Annotated in this window: 14 protein-coding genes and 1 tRNA gene; 9 read left to right on the plus strand and 6 right to left on the minus strand. The window is 55.2% G+C overall.

Going from position 1 to position 14,815, the window contains the following annotated elements; translation table 11 throughout:
• The first annotated feature begins 2 nt into the window (after positions 1–2).
• Genes A4308_RS19830 through yejF form a run of 3 tightly spaced genes read left to right on the plus strand, consistent with a single transcriptional unit; the run spans position 3 to position 3,713 of the window.
• On the plus strand, positions 3–1,097 hold the full coding sequence (locus A4308_RS19830; RefSeq protein ID WP_032636009.1) for a microcin C ABC transporter permease YejB: 1,095 nt from the start codon (positions 3–5) through the stop codon (positions 1,095–1,097).
• Positions 1,097–2,122, plus strand: coding sequence for an ABC transporter permease (locus A4308_RS19835; protein ID WP_014884588.1), 1,026 nt, complete (start codon positions 1,097–1,099; stop codon positions 2,120–2,122). Before A4308_RS19830 ends, A4308_RS19835 begins: the two co-directional genes overlap by 1 nt.
• Position 2,123: 1 nt before the next feature.
• Positions 2,124–3,713: a microcin C ABC transporter ATP-binding protein YejF gene (yejF, locus tag A4308_RS19840; protein ID WP_045281823.1), complete on the plus strand. Its 1,590-nt coding sequence runs from the start codon at positions 2,124–2,126 to the stop codon at positions 3,711–3,713.
• A gap of 3 nt (positions 3,714–3,716) precedes the next feature.
• Here the strand turns inward: yejF and A4308_RS19845 are convergent, their stop codons facing one another.
• The 3 genes from A4308_RS19845 to rsuA all read right to left on the minus strand — a co-directional run bounded on the left by A4308_RS19845 (position 3,717) and on the right by rsuA (position 6,260).
• On the minus strand, positions 3,717–4,061 hold the full coding sequence (locus tag A4308_RS19845) for a YejG family protein (RefSeq protein WP_014884590.1): 345 nt from the start codon (positions 4,059–4,061) through the stop codon (positions 3,717–3,719).
• 279 nt (positions 4,062–4,340) lie between these two features.
• Positions 4,341–5,537 carry a Bcr/CflA family multidrug efflux MFS transporter gene (locus tag A4308_RS19850; RefSeq protein WP_014884591.1) on the minus strand — a complete coding sequence of 399 codons (1,197 nt, stop codon included), beginning with the start codon at positions 5,535–5,537 and terminating at the stop codon, positions 4,341–4,343.
• 15 nt (positions 5,538–5,552) lie between these two features.
• A complete protein-coding gene (rsuA, locus tag A4308_RS19855; protein ID WP_045281822.1) occupies positions 5,553–6,260 on the minus strand; it encodes a 16S rRNA pseudouridine(516) synthase RsuA in 708 nt (235 codons plus the stop codon).
• Positions 6,261–6,411: 151 nt separating this feature from the next.
• On the opposite strand from rsuA, the gene A4308_RS19860 reads away from it, so the two are divergent.
• Both A4308_RS19860 and rplY read left to right on the plus strand, forming a co-directional pair.
• Positions 6,412–8,172 carry a DEAD/DEAH box helicase gene (locus tag A4308_RS19860; protein ID WP_045281821.1) on the plus strand — a complete coding sequence of 587 codons (1,761 nt, stop codon included), beginning with the start codon at positions 6,412–6,414 and terminating at the stop codon, positions 8,170–8,172.
• Positions 8,173–8,297: 125 nt separating this feature from the next.
• Positions 8,298–8,582 carry a 50S ribosomal protein L25 gene (rplY, locus tag A4308_RS19865; RefSeq protein WP_014884594.1) on the plus strand — a complete coding sequence of 95 codons (285 nt, stop codon included), beginning with the start codon at positions 8,298–8,300 and terminating at the stop codon, positions 8,580–8,582.
• A 51-nt stretch (positions 8,583–8,633) separates the two neighbouring features.
• On the opposite strand, the gene yejK is transcribed toward rplY, so the two are convergent.
• Positions 8,634–9,641, minus strand: coding sequence for a nucleoid-associated protein YejK (gene yejK, locus A4308_RS19870; protein WP_014884595.1), 1,008 nt, complete (start codon positions 9,639–9,641; stop codon positions 8,634–8,636).
• A gap of 133 nt (positions 9,642–9,774) precedes the next feature.
• Here yejK and A4308_RS19875 point away from each other — a divergent pair, with 133 nt between their 5' ends.
• From A4308_RS19875 to A4308_RS19885, 3 genes are all read left to right on the plus strand, one after another.
• Positions 9,775–10,002 (plus strand): YejL family protein, encoded by a 228-nt coding sequence (locus A4308_RS19875; protein ID WP_014884596.1) that lies wholly within the window; start codon positions 9,775–9,777, stop codon positions 10,000–10,002.
• Positions 10,003–10,021: 19 nt separating this feature from the next.
• Positions 10,022–11,782, plus strand: a complete 1,761-nt coding sequence (gene yejM / locus A4308_RS19880) for an LPS biosynthesis-modulating metalloenzyme YejM (RefSeq protein WP_023330941.1) — start codon at positions 10,022–10,024, stop codon at positions 11,780–11,782.
• A 71-nt stretch (positions 11,783–11,853) separates the two neighbouring features.
• A tRNA-Pro gene (locus A4308_RS19885) sits at positions 11,854–11,930 on the plus strand.
• A gap of 92 nt (positions 11,931–12,022) precedes the next feature.
• On the opposite strand, the gene A4308_RS19890 is transcribed toward A4308_RS19885, so the two are convergent.
• Complete coding sequence (locus A4308_RS19890; protein WP_008500962.1) at positions 12,023–12,283, minus strand: DUF2534 family protein; 261 nt, start codon at positions 12,281–12,283, stop codon at positions 12,023–12,025.
• A gap of 208 nt (positions 12,284–12,491) precedes the next feature.
• Between A4308_RS19890 and eco the strand changes: the two genes are divergently transcribed.
• Complete coding sequence (eco, locus tag A4308_RS19895; protein WP_014884598.1) at positions 12,492–12,992, plus strand: serine protease inhibitor ecotin; 501 nt, start codon at positions 12,492–12,494, stop codon at positions 12,990–12,992.
• A gap of 80 nt (positions 12,993–13,072) precedes the next feature.
• Here eco and mqo read toward each other — a convergent pair whose 3' ends face one another.
• Positions 13,073–14,722, minus strand: coding sequence for a malate dehydrogenase (quinone) (gene mqo / locus A4308_RS19900; protein WP_045281820.1), 1,650 nt, complete (start codon positions 14,720–14,722; stop codon positions 13,073–13,075).
• Between the last annotated feature and the right edge of the window lie 93 nt (positions 14,723–14,815).

Raw genomic sequence — 14,815 nt, forward strand, 5'->3', positions numbered from 1 at the left:
TCATGGGTGCCTATCTGATTCGCCGTCTGCTGCTGGTCATTCCCACGCTGTGGGCCATCATCACCATTAACTTTTTTATCGTGCAAATCGCCCCCGGCGGCCCGGTGGATCAGGCGATTGCTGCTATTGAGTTTGGTAACAACGGCGGCATGCCCGGCGGCGGCGGAGAAGGCATGGGCGCGAGCCATGCGCGTACCGGCGTGGGGAATATCAGTGAAAGCCACTATCGCGGCGGGCGCGGGCTTGATCCTGAGGTGATCGCCGAGATCACCCACCGCTACGGCTTCGATAAGCCCATTCACGAGCGCTATTTCAAGATGCTCTGGGATTATATCCGCTTTGATTTTGGCGATAGCCTGTTTCGCAGTGCGTCAGTGTTAACGTTGATCAAGCAAAGCCTGCCGGTTTCGGTCACGCTGGGGCTGTGGGGAACGCTGATTATCTACCTGGTCTCTATCCCGCTCGGGATCCGTAAAGCGGTTTACAACGGCAGCCGCTTCGATATCTGGAGCAGCACCTTCATCATCATCGGCTATGCCATCCCGGCGTTCCTGTTTGCCGTCCTGCTGATCGTCTTCTTTGCCGGGGGCAGCTATTTCGACATCTTCCCGCTACGAGGTTTAGTCTCCGCCGATTTCAGCACGCTGCCGTGGTATCAGAAAATCACCGACTATCTCTGGCATATCACGCTGCCGGTTCTGGCAACGGTGATCGGTGGGTTTGCCGCTCTGACCATGCTGACCAAAAACGCGTTTCTCGATGAAATCCGCAAGCAGTATGTTGTCACGGCCCGCGCCAAAGGGGTCAGCGAGAAGCAAATTATGTGGAAACACGTCTTCCGCAACGCCATGCTGCTGGTGATTGCCGGATTTCCCGCCACGTTCATCAGTATGTTTTTTACCGGCTCACTGTTGATAGAGGTGATGTTCTCGCTCAACGGTCTGGGGCTGCTGGGCTATGAGGCCACCGTGTCGCGTGATTATCCGGTGATGTTTGGCACACTCTATATTTTCACCCTGATTGGCCTGCTGCTGAATATCGTCAGCGATATCAGCTATACGCTGGTCGATCCCCGAATTGATTTTGAGGGCCGCTGATGCCGCGTTTAAGCCCCGTCAACCAGGCCCGCTGGGCCCGTTTTCGCCACAACCGTCGCGGCTACTGGTCGCTGTGGATTTTTGCCGTCCTGTTTGTCCTGAGCATGTGTTCGGAGCTTATCGCCAACGACAAACCGCTGCTGGTGCATTTTAACGACCGCTGGTATGTGCCGGTGCTGGCTAACTACAGTGAAAGCGACTTTGGTGGCCCGTTTGCAACACCGGCGGAGTATCAGGATCCGTGGCTGCGCCAGCAGATTGAGCAGCACGGCTGGGCCCTCTGGGCGCCGGTGCGTTTTGGTGCGAACAGCATAAACTTTGCCACCACGACCCCCTTCCCTTCCCCGCCCTCGACGCAAAACTGGCTGGGGACGGACGCTAACGGTGGCGATGTGCTGGCACGCATCCTCTATGGCACACGGATTTCAATTCTCTTTGGGCTGATGCTGACACTCTTCTCCAGCGTGATGGGCGTGGTGGCGGGTGCCGTTCAGGGCTACTACGGCGGGAAAATCGACCTGTGGGGCCAGCGTATCATCGAAGTCTGGTCCGGTATGCCAACGCTATTTTTGATCATCCTGCTGTCCAGCGTGGTACAGCCGAACTTCTGGTGGCTGCTCGGCATCACCGTTCTGTTCGGCTGGATGGCGCTGGTGGGTGTCGTGCGGGCGGAGTTCCTGCGCACCCGCAATTTCGACTATATTCGCGCCGCGCAGGCGCTTGGGGTGAGCGACCGGGGGATCATCTTCCGCCATATGCTGCCTAATGCCGTCGTGGCCACGCTCACCTTCCTGCCGTTTATTCTGTGCAGCTCCATTACCACCCTCACCTCGCTGGATTTTCTGGGCTTTGGCCTGCCGTTGGGCTCACCGTCGCTCGGCGAACTGCTGCTGCAGGGCAAGAATAACCTTCAGGCACCGTGGTTAGGCATCACCGCCTTTCTTTCCGTGGCCGTGCTGCTTTCGCTGCTGATTTTTATTGGCGAAGCCGTGCGCGATGCCTTTGACCCCAATAAGGCGGTATAAGATGACCCAGCCTCTTCTCAGTATTGATAACCTGTCGATTGCTTTCTCGAAACAGGGTGAGACGCGCACCGTGGTCACCGATTTGTCGCTGCAGATCCAGCGCGGTGAAACGCTGGCCCTGGTGGGGGAATCCGGTTCAGGTAAGAGTGTTTCAGCGCTCTCTATCCTGCGGCTGCTGCCTTCACCACCGGCGAGCTATCCGCAGGGGGATATTCTTTTTCACGGCAGTTCACTGCTTCATGCCGACGAACATACCCTGCGCGGTATTCGCGGCAATAAAATTGCCATGATCTTCCAGGAGCCCATGGTCTCTCTCAACCCCCTGCATACCCTAGAGAAACAGCTCTATGAAGTCTTGTCTCTGCACCGGGGCATGCGCAAAGAGGCTGCGCGGGGGGAAATACTGGATTGTCTTGAACGGACGGGCATACGCAATGCGGCCAAACGGCTGAATGATTTTCCGCATCAGCTCTCCGGCGGTGAACGCCAGCGAGTGATGATTGCTATGGCTCTGCTCACCCGGCCCGAACTGTTAATTGCCGACGAGCCGACGACGGCGCTGGACGTGACGGTGCAGGGGCAAATATTGACGCTGCTGCGGGAGCTGCGCGACGAGCTGAACATGAGCCTGCTGTTTATCACGCACAACCTGAGTATTGTGAAAAAGCTGGCGGACAGCGTCGCGGTCATGCAAAACGGCCGAGGCGTTGAACAGAATAGCGCATCCACGCTGCTAAACGCGCCACAGCACCCTTATACGCAACGTCTGCTCAACAGCGAACCTTCCGGCGACCCGGTTCCGCTCACGGCGGACAGCACTCCGCTGCTGCGCGTTGAGGATTTGTCCGTCTCCTTCCCGATCCGCAAAGGCATTCTGCGGCGTATCGTCGACCCAAACCCGGTCCTGAAAAATATCCGCTTCTCGCTGCGTCCCGGTGAATCCCTGGGGCTGGTGGGCGAATCCGGTTCGGGTAAAAGCACCACCGGTCTGGCACTGCTGCGCTTAATTGCCTCTCAGGGCGAGATCCTTTTTGACGACATGCCGCTGCACCGCTGGAACCGCCGCCAGATGCTGCCGGTGCGCCCGCGTATGCAGGTGGTGTTTCAGGATCCCAACTCCTCGCTTAACCCGCGGCTCAGCGTATTGCAGATTGTCGAAGAGGGTTTGCGCGTTCACCAGCCCGGCCTGAACGCGCAGCAGCGTGAGCAGGAGGTCATACAGGCGATGGCCGAAGTGGGCTTAGATCCCGATACCCGTCACCGTTATCCTGCGGAATTTTCCGGCGGGCAGCGCCAGCGTATCGCCATCGCCCGTGCGCTGATCCTGAAACCGGAGCTGATTATTCTGGATGAACCCACCTCCTCTTTGGACAGAACCGTCCAGGCGCAGATTCTGGCATTGCTGAAAGGACTACAGGAAAAGCATCGGCTGGCCTATATCTTCATCAGCCACGATCTGCAGGTGGTGCGGGCGCTATGCCATCAGGTGATTGTTTTGCGACAGGGTGAGGTGGTCGAACAGGGGGAATGCCAGCGCGTATTTACTGCGCCAACGCAGAGCTACACGCGCCAGCTGCTGGCAGCAGACTAGCGCTCAGAACGGGTACTGGCCGGAAAAAGGCTCAGCAATCGCAACACCAAAGTTTTTCAGACGGCAGGTGGCGGCAAATTCATCCTGGCTTTTAACAAACAGGCACGGCTCGCCTTCGCACTCCAGTACGGAGCTGTCCACTTCGATATCCGTCAGGGCCTGACTGAGACGCTCCATCACCCGCCACGCATTTTCGTCGCTTGGGCTCAACAGTTTGAGCGCCACGAGGCAATTGTCACTGCCCGCGCCGTTTTGCGGAATCGGTTCAACTTTCGAACCTGCAAAACCCGCCGACCAGCGATAGCTCTGGGGCAAGCGATGGACAATGGAGAGTTGTAATGTATTCACGTTCGTTCCCCGGAAGCAAAATTTACTTCACAATTTATTTACATTTATAGTAACACATCATCGCTAACCTGCACTATTCAGCGCTTTTTTATCGGTATAGAGGTTCGCGTCGGCGCTATATGTACCCGTTTCTGCGATCTAACTCAACCTTTTTGAATACAATGATGTGACTTTTTACATAAATAGATTTTACATAAAATAAACAAACACGGGATAAACGAACGCGGGTTTGGTTGATATGTATCAACAAAAAAGGCCCTGTCGGGCCTTATCTGCTCATCAATGAGCCGCTTTCCGTGGCCGGCTGGCATAAAGACAGAAGAGGACGGAGCTGGTTGCGCAAAACGCCATCGCCCATAGCATAGGCCAGGCCGTGGTGAAGGTCGCCATAGACAGTAATGCCCCGACGATGGCGCCAATGCCGAAGCGGAACGTCCCCGCCAGTGACGATGCGGTTCCCGCCATATGCGGGAATTCATCGAGGATCACCGCCATCGCATTTGAGGATATCATCGACACGCAGCCCACAAAGGCCGCCACGCCAATCACCAGCGCCCAGAAGCCCACGCCCAGGAATGCACTGACCACCAGCCAGACAGCCATCACAAACTGGATCCACAGCCCGGCGCGGAACATGTTCAGCGCGCCGACCCGCCGGACAAAGCGGCTGTTAATAATAGTCAGTACAAACAGGAAGACGATATTGAGCGCAAAATAATAGCCGAAGTGCTGCGGAGAAACATGGTTCAGCTCGATATAAACAAACGGCCCGGCGCTCAGGAAGGAGAACATCCCGGCGAAGCTGAATCCGCTTGCCAGCATATAGCTCAGCACGCGCTTGTGGCGAAACAGCGAGGCAAAGTTACCTATTGTGGTGCGAATGTGGAATTTCTGGCGGTGCTCGGCAGGAAGCGTTTCATCAATAAAGAAGAAAATCATTGCAGAGGCCAGCAGTGCAGCCAGCGCCAGGATCCAGAAAATCGCATGCCAGCTAAACCACACCAGAACCGCCCCACCGGCCATCGGAGCCACCAGCGGCGCAATCGTCGTCACCAGCATGACAAACGACATCATGCGGGAGAACTCTTCTTTCGGGTAGATATCACGCATCAGGGCGTTGATCACCACACTCGCTGCAGCAGCGGCCAGACCGTGCAAAAATCGCATGAAAATCAGATGATCGATGGTTTGCGCCAGCGCGCAGGCCACCGCCGCCCCGGCAAAGACCAGCGTTCCGCCCAGAATAACCGGTTTGCGCCCCAGGCTGTCGGCCATCGGGCCGTACAATAACTGGCCGAGAGCAAAGCCGAGAATATAGGTGCTGAGCGTCATCTGTGCGCTGCCAGCCGGTACCCCAAACTGCGCGGAAATGACCGGCAGCGCGGGCAGATACATATCTATAGACAGCGGCATCAACATGGCCAGCAGGCCAAGAATGAAGACAATTTTGAACGACGAGTGTGGCCTGGTGGTCACAGAAATCTCCTGAAATTAGTGCGAAGGCAGACCGACGCTGGCGATCTCTTCTTCCGTCAGCGGGCGATATTCGCCAGGCGCCAGGTCGGGATCGAGCGCGATTGCGCCAATACGTTCGCGATGCAGACCGACAACGCGGTTACCCACTGCGGCAAACATGCGTTTAACCTGATGGTAACGCCCTTCGCTGATGGTAAGACGGACTTTCGTCGGCGTGATCACGTCCAGCACCGCCGGTTTAGTCAGGTCTTTTTCATTATGCAGCTGAACGCCTTTCGCGAATTGCTCTGCCGTGTCATCCGCAACCGGCGACTCCAGCGTGACCAGATAGGTTTTCTCGCAGTGGTGACGTGGGGAAGTAATACGGTGTGACCACTGCCCGTCGTCGGTCATCAGCACCAGCCCGGTGGTGTCGATGTCGAGGCGGCCCGCGGCATGCAGCTTATGCGCCACCGGTTCGTCGAGGAAATAGAGTACCGTCGGGTGATCGGGATCGTCCGTTGAGCAGACGTAGCCTTCCGGCTTGTGGAGCATGAAGTAGCGCGGGCCGTTCTGCTGGGTCAGCGGATTGCCGTCGTATTCAACCTGATGCTCAGGTTGAAGTTTGAAAGCGCTGTCTCTCACAATGTCGCCATCCACGGTAACGCGGCTGGCGCGAATTTCGCGCCCGGCAATAGCGCGGCTTACGCCGAGTTGCTGAGCGATAAACTTATCAAGTCGCATGAAATCTTTTTAGCCTTAATGGTGCTGGAAGTCGGACCGTGCGTCCGAAAAAGAAGCAGTCAGGAACGGTTCAGTATAATGGTCTGGTTGCGCCACTCAAGGGAAAAAGTTTCGTGGCATACTATATGCGGATTAACGAAACTGAGACACCATGACTTTTACACTTCGTCCCTATCAGCAGGAAGCCGTTGACGCCACCCTCGCCTGGTTTCGCAAACACCGGGAACCGGCGGCGATTGTCCTCCCGACCGGCGCAGGCAAAAGCCTGGTCATTGCCGAGCTGGCCCGCCTGGCGCGTGGCCGCGTGCTGGTGCTGGCGCACGTCAAAGAGCTGGTCGCGCAGAACCACGCCAAGTATTGCGCGCTGGGGCTGGAGGCCGATATTTTCGCCGCCGGGCTCAAGCGTAAAGAGAGCCACGGTAAGGTTGTCTTTGGCAGCGTGCAGTCGGTCGCCCGCAACCTGGATCTGTTTCGCAGCGAATTTTCGCTGCTGATTGTCGACGAGTGTCACCGCATCAGCGATGACGACGACAGCCAGTATCAGCAAATCCTCACGCACCTGAAAGAGGTGAACCCTCACTTACGCCTGCTGGGCCTGACGGCAACCCCGTTTCGCCTGGGCAAAGGCTGGATTTACCGCTTTCATTATCACGGCATGGTGCGTGGCGATGAAAAAGCGCTGTTCAGCGACTGTATCTACGAACTTCCGCTGCGCTACATGATTAAACACGGCTACCTGACGCCGCCCGAGCGGCTGGATATGCCGGTGGTACAGTACGACTTCAGCCGGTTACAGGCGCAGAGCAACGGCTTATTCAGCGAAGCGGATCTCAACCAGGAGTTGAATAAGCAAAAGCGCATAACGCCGCATATCATCAGCCAGATTGAGGAGTTTGCCGCGACGCGCAAAGGGGTGATGATCTTTGCCGCGACAGTCGAGCACGCGCGAGAAATTACCGGACTGCTCCCCGCTGACGACGCCGCGTTAATTACCGGCGAAACGCCCGGCCCTGAGCGTGACAGACTGATTGAGGCGTTTAAAGCCCAGCAGTTCCGCTATCTGGTGAATGTTTCCGTGCTAACCACCGGTTTTGACGCCCCGCACGTCGACCTGATTGCGATTTTGCGCCCGACGGAATCCGTCAGCCTGTATCAGCAGATTGTCGGTCGTGGTCTGCGCCTGGCACCGGGCAAAACTGACTGTCTGATCCTCGATTACGCCGGTAACCCGCACGATCTTTACTCTCCCGAAGTGGGCACGCCAAAAGGCAAAAGTGACAACGTGCCGGTACAGGTGTTTTGTCCAGCCTGCGGGTTTGCCAACACCTTCTGGGGGAAAACCACCGCCGACGGCACGCTGATCGAACACTTTGGCCGCCGCTGTCAGGGCTGGTTTGAAGATGATGACGGGCATCGCGAGCAGTGCGATTTCCGTTTTCGTTTCAAAAACTGTCCACAGTGCAACGCCGAAAATGACATTGCCGCCCGCCGCTGCCGTGAGTGCGACACGGTGCTGGTCGACCCGGACGACATGCTGAAAGCGGCGCTGAAGCTGAAAGATGCGCTGGTGCTGCGCTGTTCCGGCATGGCCTTACAGCCGGGCGCGGATGAAAAAGGCGAGTGGCTAAAAATTACCTATTACGACGAGGACGGCGCTGACGTCAGCGAGCGGTTCCGGGTACAGACGCCAGCCCAGCGCACGGCATTTGAGCAACTGTTTATCCGCCCGCATACCCGCACGCCTGGCGTGCCGCTGCGCTGGATCACTGTGGCGGATATCGTGCATCAGCAGGCGCTGCTGCGCCATCCGGATTTTGTTGTCGCCCGCAAAAAAGGCCAGTTCTGGCAGGTACGTGAGAAGGTCTTTGACTATGAAGGTCGCTATCGTCGGGCAAACGAATTGCGTGGTTAGCAGGACTTTTCATTGATGTGAGCGGCGTTTGAGTATAAAATGCCGCCCGCTTCACATCCGTGGGGCAGAACACTCACCTGCTGCTGGGTCGCCTGTAGTAGGGTTTTAAATACAGAGAGAAATCAATGTTCACTATCGAAGCAGAAGTACGTAACGTGCAGGGTAAGGGTGCGAGCCGCCGCCTGCGTACCGCTAACAAGTTCCCGGCTATCGTTTACGGTGGCGAAGCTGCTCCAGTTGCAATCGAACTGGATCACGACAAAGTATGGAACCTGCAGACCAAAGCTGAATTCTACAGCGAAGTTCTGACCATCGTTGTTGGCGGTAAAGAAGAAAAAGTGAAAGTTCAGGCTGTTCAGCGTCACGCGTTCAAGCCAAAACTGACTCACATCGACTTCGTTCGCGCGTAATCGCAAACCTGTCGAGAAAAACCCCGCTTCGGCGGGGTTTTTTTATGGCGATTATTTACCGCCTGAGGTGCGACGCTGAAGCTGATCGCGCAGGTTTGGAGGCGTGCCTTTGATGGTCAGCGTATCGGTGGCAGGATCCCAGAAGATACGTTCCCCCAGCAGCATGGCATCGAAGTTGATGGTTAACCCACCGCCGCTCCCGGCAAATTTGGTTAACTGACGCAGCGTACTGCGATCCGCCGGGAAGCTTTCTTCAAGCTCATAGCCTTTCTCTGCGGTGAACGCCTGGAAGCTGACTTCACTAACGCCCGCCAGCTCTTTTGACAGCGACTCCAGCTCAATCTCTTCCCCCGCCTGCAGCTGTTCGTTGCAGTAGCTGTAAACCTGCTGACGCACGTTCTGGCGTTCTGATTTATCGAGCTGCGCCTCAGCCGTAAAGTCATCTACCGCCTGCAACAGCCCTTTGTTCTGCGCTTTGGCGTTAAGTCCTTCGCTGGCGCCGAGGAAATCCATAAAGAAATCGGCCACTTTGCGGCCCACACGCCCTTTCAGGAAGGTCAGGTAGCGGGTCGATTCCGGGTTGGTTTCCCACTCGGTCAAATCAATCCGCGCCACAATATCCGCATGGTTGATATCCAGATAATGCGTCGAGCTGATATCCAGTTGCTCATTCACGCGCATGCTGCTCAAGTTATTCAGCACGGTAACCAGCAGATACTCTACCGCCAGGTAGCGATAGTGGCAGAACAGGACGATGCCGCCGTCGGCGAAGGGATATTTTGCCAGCTCGTCGCGCAGACGCCCGGTGGCCGCGCGGCTAAACGCCAGGAAATCCTCTTCCCCCTGACGCTGCAGGCGCAGGCTATCAGCCAGTTCACTCTCTTCGCTGAACAGACCATAGGCTTTATTTTTGGCGCTGTAGACGCGATGCAACTCAGCCATCATTTCCACAACGGTCGCCGTGGGTTCCAGTAACGAATCGCGTAGCACCACTTCAAGGGTTTGCTCATCACGCTTGATAAGCTGGTGCAAGGCAATCTGGTTGATTTCCAGACTCATGATAAACTCTCCTTTTAGACCGGGCGGTATTCAACCACCACCAGGACATGTGTGCAACAACAGATAAAAAGGGGAAAAAAAGCTGTTGCTACGGTAATATGTTGCCCTTTCATCAACAAACTGATTTTGATTTATGCCACAACATTCCCGCTACAGTGATGAACACGTTGAACAACTGCTCAGTGAGCTGGTCAACGTACTGGAAAAACATAAAACGCCGACCGATCTCTCCCTGATGGTTTTGGGAAATATGGTCACCAACCTTATCAACACCAGCGTTGCTCCGGCTCAGCGTCAGGCGATCGCAAAATCTTTCGCCCAGGCGTTACAGTCATCCGTCAGCAACGACCAGGCCCATTAAGGGAAACGAACAACAGTTTATGGTGACGAATCGTCAGCGCTACCGTGAAAAAGTCTCCCAGATGGTCAGCTGGGGACACTGGTTTGCCCTGTTTAACATTCTGTTAGCGGCGGTGATTGGCTGTCGTTATCTGTTTGTCGCAGACTGGCCAACCACGCTAACCGGGCGTATCTACTCCTGGATAAGCGTTGTCGGTCACTTTAGCTTTTTGGTATTCGCCACCTATCTGCTGATCCTGTTTCCTCTGACGTTTATCGTCATGTCGCAGCGTCTGATGCGGTTCTTATCCGCAATCCTTGCCACAGCAGGGATGACGCTGCTGCTTATCGACAGTGAAGTGTTCACCCGTTTCCACCTGCATCTTAACCCTATCGTCTGGGAACTGGTGATCAACCCTGACCAGAACGAAACGGCTCGTGACTGGCAGCTGATGTTTATCAGCGTCCCGGTGATCCTGCTGATTGAGATGTTGTTCGCCACCTGGAGCTGGCAAAAGCTCCGCAGCCTGACCCGACGCCGCCACTACGCGAAACCCGTCGCCGCACTCTTTTTCATCTCATTTATCAGTTCGCACATCATGTACATCTGGGCGGATGCGAACTTCTATCGCCCCATTACGATGCAGCGTGCCAACCTGCCGCTCTCGTACCCAATGACGGCCCGTCGTTTCCTTGAGAAACACGGCCTGTTAGATGCCCAGGAGTATCAGCGTCGTCTGGTCGAACAAGGTAATCCGGAAGCGGTCAGCGTTCAGTATCCGCTGAGTGAACTGCGCTATCGCGATATGGGCCGCGGACAAAACGTCCTGCTGATTACCGTCGATGGTCTGAACTATTCCCGTTACGAGAAGCAGATGCCTGCGCTGGCCGATTTCGCGAGTCAAAACGTCTCGTTCACCCAGCATATGAGTTCCGGGAACACTACCGATGCGGGCATCTTTGGCCTGTTCTATGGCATTTCTGCCGGATACATGGATGGCGTACTGGCTGCGCGCATTCCTGCGGCGCTTATTACCGGACTGAATCAGCAAGGCTATCAGTTAGGGTTGTTCTCATCCGATGGCTTTAACAGCCCACTCTACCGCCAGGCGCTGTTGTCTGATTTCTCGCTGCCTGCTGCGCAGAGCCAGTCTGATACCCAGACCGCAAACCAGTGGATAAACTGGCTGCAGCGCTACGCCCAGGAAGATAACCGCTGGTTCTCGTGGGTGGCCTTTAACGGCACCACGCTTGACGACAGCAACCAGACTGGCTTTGCCCGCCGATACAGCCGTGCGGCCAGCAATGTTGACGCGCAGATCGGCCGCGTTCTTGACGCGCTACGCGAATCAGGCAAGCTCGATAACACTGTCGTGATTGTGACCGCAGGCCATGGTGTACCGCTCGGCGACGAAACGAAGAGCATGAGCTGGTCACGCCCGAACCTGCATGTACCGCTGGTGATCCACTGGCCGGGAACGCCGGCGCAGCGCATCAATATGCTCACTGAACATAAAGATGTTATGACGACCCTGATGCAACGCCTGCTGCACGTCAGTACGCCAGCAAACGAGTATTCGCAGGGGCAGGATCTCTTCAGCGCCGCGCGCCGCCATAATTGGGTGACATCAGCAGACGGTAACACGCTGGCGGTGACCACACCGACGCTGACGCTGGTGCTGAACAGTAACGGAAATTACCAGACGTATAATCTACAGGGTGAACGGTTGAAGGACCAGAAACCGCAGCTGAGCCTGTTGCTGCAGGTCCTGACGGATGAGAAGCGCTTTATCGCTAACTGATTAATTATAAACCAGTTAGCGACAGATTCTCTTGCATTCGAAACGGAATCGAGTAGTATCTTTTTATGCGTCGGCACGTAGCGCAGCCTGGTAGCGCACCGTCATGGGGTGTCGGGGGTCGGAGGTTCAAATCCTCTCGTGCCGACCAAAAATACATTGAAAACCAGCCTCTTATGGCTGGTTTTTTTTATGCATAAAAAAGCCACCCCGCAGGATGGCTTCCTTATCGCACGTCGGCGCTTAGTGCTTCTCACGTCCACCCAGGAAGAAAATACCCAGCGGGATGGCAAGCAGAACGGTGAAGACAAGGCTGTAAACGAAGATCATCGCCGATTGCAGAACATACATGCTGGTGGTCCAGGCGGAGAGAGGAATGTTGTACTGTTCGATAACGCCAACAATGGTTGCCCGCCCCACGCACGCGGCCGCAATCATAAACACAACCAGTAGCGCCAGGAGGAACTTGCGGCCTTCAGGTGTTTTCAGTTTTGCACGAACCATCTCTCTTCCCTTTACAGATGAATAACATTATGTGGCATTCAAAATAACACGATCTGCCGCCAGATACCATTTCAGCACAAAAAACTGGATTTATAGTGTAAGTCAGGTTTATTACACCACTTACATTGAAAATGTAAGTAAATGACGCTAATCATTCATAAGTGTTATGCTAATCTGATTCGGCTCGTTTTGACATAAAGGAATGACAATGAAAAACGCACCTAAATTTGCCATCGCCCTGATTGCCGCGTGCATCAGTACCGGCGCTTTCGCCAGCGAAACCCAAAAAGAGCAGCCGCTGGAAAAAGTTGCCCCCTATCCGAAAGCGGACAAAGGGATGAAACGTCAGGTGATTCAGCTACCGGTTCTGCAGGACGAAGCGAACTACAAAGTGGAGCTGTTGATTGGTAAAACGCTGGAAGTGGATTGTAACCAGCACCGACTGGGCGGCCAACTGGAGAGCAAAACGCTGGAAGGCTGGGGCTACGATTACTACATCTTCGACAAAGTGACCTCCCCCGTCTCCACCATGATGGCGTGCCCGGACGGCAAGAAAGAGAAGAAATTTGTAACGGCATATCTGGGTGATAACAGTCTGCTGCGCTATAACAGCAAGTTGCCTGTCGTGGTGTATACGCCTGAAAACGTAGAAGTGAAATACCGCGTATGGAAAGCGGATGAGAATGTCGGACAAGCGGTAGTACGTTGAAATTAAGTCGGGTGGCGGCTTCGCCTTACCCGACCTACAACACTAAAAACGGTAACGAATGTTACCGTTTTGCTTTTACCTTACAGGGCGATATCCGCAACTGTTTTGTTTTCAGCCTGAGGCTTCAGTTCCGCCTTTGGCGCAGCATCCGCTGCCTGCGGCTTCACATATTGCAACTGCAATACGCGGCTGGTGTATTCCAGCTCCTGCTCCGTCGCGTCGACATTCCCGTTCAGCTTCGTACCGTAGGATGGAATGATCGTTTTCAGCTTCGCCTGCCATTCCGGGCTGGCAACTTTATCTTTAAACACTTTTTCCATCAGGTGCAGCATGATTGGCGCAGCAGTAGATGCACCCGGTGACGCGCCCAGCAGCGCGGCAATCGTGCCATCCTTATCGCTCACCACTTCCGTACCCAGACGCAGCACGCCGCCCTCTTTCGGGTCACGCTTGATGATCTGAACGCGCTGTCCCGCCTGCCACAGACGCCAGTCTTCTTTCTTCGCCTGCGGATAGTACTCTTTCAGCGCCTCGAAGCGTTCCTCGTCAGAGAGCATCACCTGGCTGATGAGATATTTCACCAGATCGAAGTTATCCAGACCCACGTCCATCATCGGCTTGACGTTAGAGGTGGTCGTGGCGCTGAGCAGATCCCACAGGGAGCCATTTTTCAGGAACTTGGTGGAGAAAGTCGCGAACGGTCCGAACAGCACCACGCGCTTACCGTCAAGCATACGGGTGTCGATGTGCGGAACAGACATCGGCGGTGCACCGACGGAAGCCTGACCGTACACTTTTGCCAGATGACGATTCACCACTTCCGGGTTCTCGGATACCAGGAACTGACCGCCAACCGGGAAGCCAGCATAGTCGTCAGCTTCAGGAATACCGGACTCCTGCAGCAGTTTCAGCGCCGCCCCACCGGCACCAATAAAGACAAACTTCGCCTTGATGACGTGCTCGGCTTCGTTGTTTTTCAGATCGGCAACGGTCACGCTCCAGCTGTTATCCGCGTTGCGCTTAAAACCACGCACTTCGGTGCTGAGCTGCAGGTTGAAGTTCTCTTTCTTCTTCAAAGACGTCACCAGCTGACGGGTAATTTCGCCATAGTTAACGTCGGTACCAATTTCGGTCCGGGTCGCGGCCACTTTCTGGTTCGGGTCACGACCTTCCATCACCAGCGGCGCCCACTCTTTGATCTGAGCGTGGTCTTCAGAGTATTTCATCCCACGGAAGAGCGTGCTCTGCTGCAGCGCAGCGTAACGCGCGCGCAGGAAGTTGACGTTCTGCTCGCCCCACACAAAGCTCATGTGCGGTACGGTGTTAATGAAGGAGTGCGGGTCATGCATCACGCCGCTGTTGACCTGGTGAGACCAGAACTGGCGTGAGATCTGAAACGCTTCGTTGATCTCTACCGCCTTCTCGATACTAATGGAACCGTCCTTTTTCTGCGGCGTATAGTTCAGTTCCATGAGTGCCGAATGTCCGGTACCGGCGTTGTTCCAGCCGTTCGAACTTTCCTGCGCCACGCCATCAAGGCGCTCGACCATGGTCATGGACCAGTCCGGCTGAAGTTCTTGCAGATAGGTTCCCAGCGTGGCGCTCATGATACCGCCACCAATTAAAAGGACGTCCGTTTCCTGCTCTTTAGGGGTGTCAGCTTTCGCCGCCATAGAGACGGTGTTAAGCCCCACGGCCAGAGAAAAGAGCATGGCAGTCATTTTTTTCATAATTTATGCCTTAGTGTAAAAGTGCTTGATGCGTGGAAATTGCAGGTGAAAAAAGCTGCGGAAGCACGGTAACAACTTTTAAATATTGTTTAA

Origin of the sequence: Enterobacter sp. ODB01, from assembly GCF_001623605.1 — a bacterium.
Classification (GTDB): Bacteria; Pseudomonadota; Gammaproteobacteria; order Enterobacterales; family Enterobacteriaceae; genus Enterobacter; species Enterobacter kobei.